The sequence below is a fragment of the uncultured Amaricoccus sp. genome (assembly GCF_937891315.1).
In the GTDB taxonomy this organism is placed as follows: Bacteria; Pseudomonadota; Alphaproteobacteria; order Rhodobacterales; family Rhodobacteraceae; genus Amaricoccus.
On sequence record NZ_CALAGI010000024.1, the window covers coordinates 1 to 3,425 of the forward strand.

The following is a 3,425-nucleotide window of genomic DNA, read 5'->3' on the forward strand; positions in this document are numbered from 1 at the left end:
TGGGCATGCTCACGGAGGCGCAGGGCGAGGCGGTGATCACCGCCCTCGTGCGCAAGAGCCTTGCCGAGGCCGAATCCCGCCGCAGCCTCGCCGGCCTGCGCGGCGAGGAGGCCATCGACGCCGCAAGGCGCGACCATCTCGCCGAGGCCGCTGCCTGGCGCGACGTTCTTCTGCGCAACGACCTCTCCATCGCCGCGCCGCTCGTGGCCGACGCCGCCGCCCTGGCCGGCCTCGCCGATCCGGGCCAGGCGCTCGTCCCCGACCTCCTGCGCGAGGCGGCCCGCACGCTCGCCGCCGTCGCTGACGAGAACGCCGAGCGCGAAGACGGCTTCTATGCCGGCGATCGGGCCCGGCTCCTCGCCAGGCTCGACGCCGATCCCGCGCACCGGACCTCGACGCGGGAATCGATCGTGGTCCGGCCGCGGGTCGCCGAGGCCGGTCCGTGCGAGCCGGCCTGCACCGCCGTCGCGCTGGCGGCTGCCGATCCTCTCCTGGTCGTCGGGGGCAGGTTGACCCGCAGCGACCCGGCGGCGACCGAGCGCGTCACCCGAGCCGTCGAGCCCACGCCCCTTGCCGTCGCTGCGGTGGCGCCGGAGCGAACCGCGCCGCCGGAGTCGGCTCCGACGCCCGTCATCGCGCCGGCGGTCGAGCCCGCCGTCGGGCGTGCCGTCGCGCCGACGGCCCCGGCCGAAGCGCCCGATGCCCATGACCGGAAGGCCGTCCTGCCGGAGGCCGCGGTCGAGCCGGTCGCCCCGCGTCAGCGGCGGCGGCGCGACGCGCCGAGGCGGGTCGAGCGCCGCCCGGTCAGGAGCGAGGAGACCGAACGCCTGCGGCGGCTCGCCTCCGAGCAGTATCTCGACCTCACGCTCGAGGAGGGCTTCGCGCTGATGCGGGACATTTCCTCGAAGGGCGGCACCGACGCGAGCTGGATGCGGAACTCGGTGCGGGGCTTCGACGCCGCGGGCACGCTCGCCCTGTCCTTCTTCGGCAGGCAGACCCGGGTGCGCGACATGAGCCTCGCCGACTGCCGGGGCTTCGTCGAGGCCCTTGGGAGCGTCCCGGAGAACTGGGGAAAGAGCGCCGCCCTGACCGCGCCGATGAGCGAGCTCATCGCGATGGCGAACGACAAGGAAGAGGCCAAGCTGCTCGATGTCGAGCGGCAGGCCGAGGCGGAGGCCTGGTCCGACGAGCAGTTTCTGGTGGCCTGCGCGGCGGCACGCGAAGAGCGGCTGTCTCCGGGTACCCAATACAAGCACCAGTGCTATGTCGCCGGCGTCGTGAAGACCGTCTTCCGTCTCGCCAAGGCGGGAGAGCATCCGATGAAGGAAGCGATCTGGAAGAAGAAGTACCTGAACCAGCTGAAGGCCGAGGCCGGGCCGCAGCGCCTGCCTCTCGGCCCGGAAGGGCGCGCCGCTCTCTTCTCCCGCCCGATCTTCACGGCGGGCCCGGCCGAGGCGGACGACCCGCTGTTTTGGGAGCCGCTGCTGGCGCGCTATGCCGGCCTGCGGATGCAGGAGGGCCTGCAGCTCAAGCCAAAGGATTTCGGCGTCGAGGACGGCATCCCGGTCATCTTCATCCGGGCGAGCTCCGACCAGTTTCTAAAGTCGATCCACGCCGCCCGGAAGCTGCTGGTTCATCCCGAACTGATCCGCCTCGGCCTGCTGCGTCTGGTCGAGCGGAAGCGCCGCGAGGGTGCGCGCTGGGTCTTCGACGTTGAGCGCGGCCTCGACGGCACCTTTTCCTCGGCCTTCTCCAAGGTCTACTACAACTGGCGGGTATCCGAGGGCATCTACGAGCCGGGGAAGGACTTCCACTCGATCCGGAAGGATTTCTACCAGAGCATGAAGTCGGCGAAGGTGGACTACGCGGCACGGGTGGTGCTGATGGGCCATGCGCTGAACGACGTCAGCGAGACCAACTACGGCATGCGCGAGTGGGAAATCGAGGAACTGCGCGATTTCATCTACGCCATTCCGGCAGACACCTCGCATGTTCGCCCGCTGATCTGATGGCGATCGCAAGGCATGACGGCGCGAACCATCCGACGCGGCAGCCGCTTGTTGGGCGCCACCGATCGCGGCGCCTCGGGTCTCTGCGCGACAGGCATGGCCTGTTCGTCCCGGGGTCGCGCGCGGTTGCGGTCAGTTCACGATCTCGCCGACGTCCCGCTGCGCGGTGACGAGTTCGTCGATGCGGTCGAGCAGGTCGATGACCTCGCTGACCATCGCCCAGAGCCGAATCAGGTGCCGCGCCTCGTCGGTGTAGACCGTGGTCTCTCGCCAGGCCCAGTCCACCCCGCCGTCGCTGTAGCCGACCTCGATCCATTCGCCGGCAATCTCGGTGCCGTCCTCGATGGCCATGGCGCAGGCGTCGACGATCACCGGCAGCATGTGCCTGGGGAAACCAGCATGGAGCCGCCCCGCCCGGGCGGCGTCGGCGACGCGCCGCAGGCCGCTGGGGGTCCTGCGTCCGAGGAGCGCCGGCAGATCGGCTTCGAGGACGGGCGCGAGCCGGCGGCCGAGCATCTGCGCATGGGCGAGGATGGACACGTAGTCGTCATGGTCGACAGCGATCTGCATGGTCGGTCTCCTTGAGCCAGGATTGGCGTCAAGTTCCCGCGCCGTGGCGCAGGGAGCCGGATCAGGCCGCGTCGATCCTGCTGCGGAGGTCGGAGAGGCGCGCGATCAGATGATCGACGTGCGCGTCCGGTCGCGCGTCGGGCTGACGGAGCATCTCGAGCGTTTCGGCGAGGGGCCGGTGCGCAGGATCGACCGTCGCATCGACGATCATGTCCCGCGGGGCATGCGCCAGCGCCGCGCCTGCCTCGCCGCCGATCCGCCCGCTCTCCCGCAGGAGGTGCGCGCCGGATGTCGCAATGAACTGGAGCGCCAGAAGGCGCGGGTCGACGCTCGGGCCGACGTCGTGGGCGGGATCGGGAAGGTGGTCGAACATCGGGCAGCGTCCTTGACTTGATGCGGTCGTCAAGGAGGTCTGCGTTCGGCTCACGAACGAGATTGGCCGTCCCCGGCACGGCCGAAGTTCGCCGCGGAGAAAGAAAGAGAGAAGTTTGGCGACCGCCTGACGTCGAGGCGGTCGCCCCATCGAGGCGCTGGTCAGGTCTGATGATCGCCGCGGCGCTCCCGTTGTCGCGAAGGCCGGGCGAACCGTCTCCCGTGAACCGGACCGCCGCGCCACCGGCCACCCGATTTCCTCCGCGGACAGGAGATCGGATCATGAGCATCGCCAGCGGCGCCGACATGTCCCGAGACGGGCACGCCCTCGTTGCCGCCGGCGGTGCGATCTCGGCGCTCGACCGCGTGCTGGCGCCCCTCGCTGATCTCGGCGTCGCCGTGCGTGAGGAGATCGCCGCCGGCCGGCAGCTCGTGGCGCTCGACCGACACCTTCGGCGTCCGGGACCGGGCGCG

At 70.7% G+C, this 3,425-nt stretch carries 3 protein-coding genes and 1 pseudogene; 2 read left to right on the forward strand and 2 right to left on the reverse strand.

Annotated features, from left to right (window positions below):
* A pseudogene (locus Q0480_RS01665) lies at nucleotides 1–2,009 on the forward strand (hypothetical protein); the annotation flags it as partial.
* A 132-nt stretch (nucleotides 2,010–2,141) separates the two neighbouring features.
* Here Q0480_RS01665 and Q0480_RS01670 read toward each other — a convergent pair.
* Together Q0480_RS01670 and Q0480_RS01675 are read right to left on the reverse strand one after the other, a co-directional pair.
* Nucleotides 2,142–2,579: a hypothetical protein gene (locus tag Q0480_RS01670; protein ID WP_299130002.1), complete on the reverse strand. Its 438-nt coding sequence runs from the start codon at nucleotides 2,577–2,579 to the stop codon at nucleotides 2,142–2,144.
* 61 nt (nucleotides 2,580–2,640) lie between these two features.
* Nucleotides 2,641–2,952, reverse strand: a complete 312-nt coding sequence (locus tag Q0480_RS01675; RefSeq protein ID WP_299130004.1) for a hypothetical protein — start codon at nucleotides 2,950–2,952, stop codon at nucleotides 2,641–2,643.
* A 281-nt stretch (nucleotides 2,953–3,233) separates the two neighbouring features.
* On the opposite strand from Q0480_RS01675, the gene Q0480_RS01680 reads away from it, so the two are divergent.
* The coding region (locus Q0480_RS01680; RefSeq protein ID WP_299130005.1) for a hypothetical protein at nucleotides 3,234–3,425 on the forward strand (192 nt) is incomplete at its 3' end.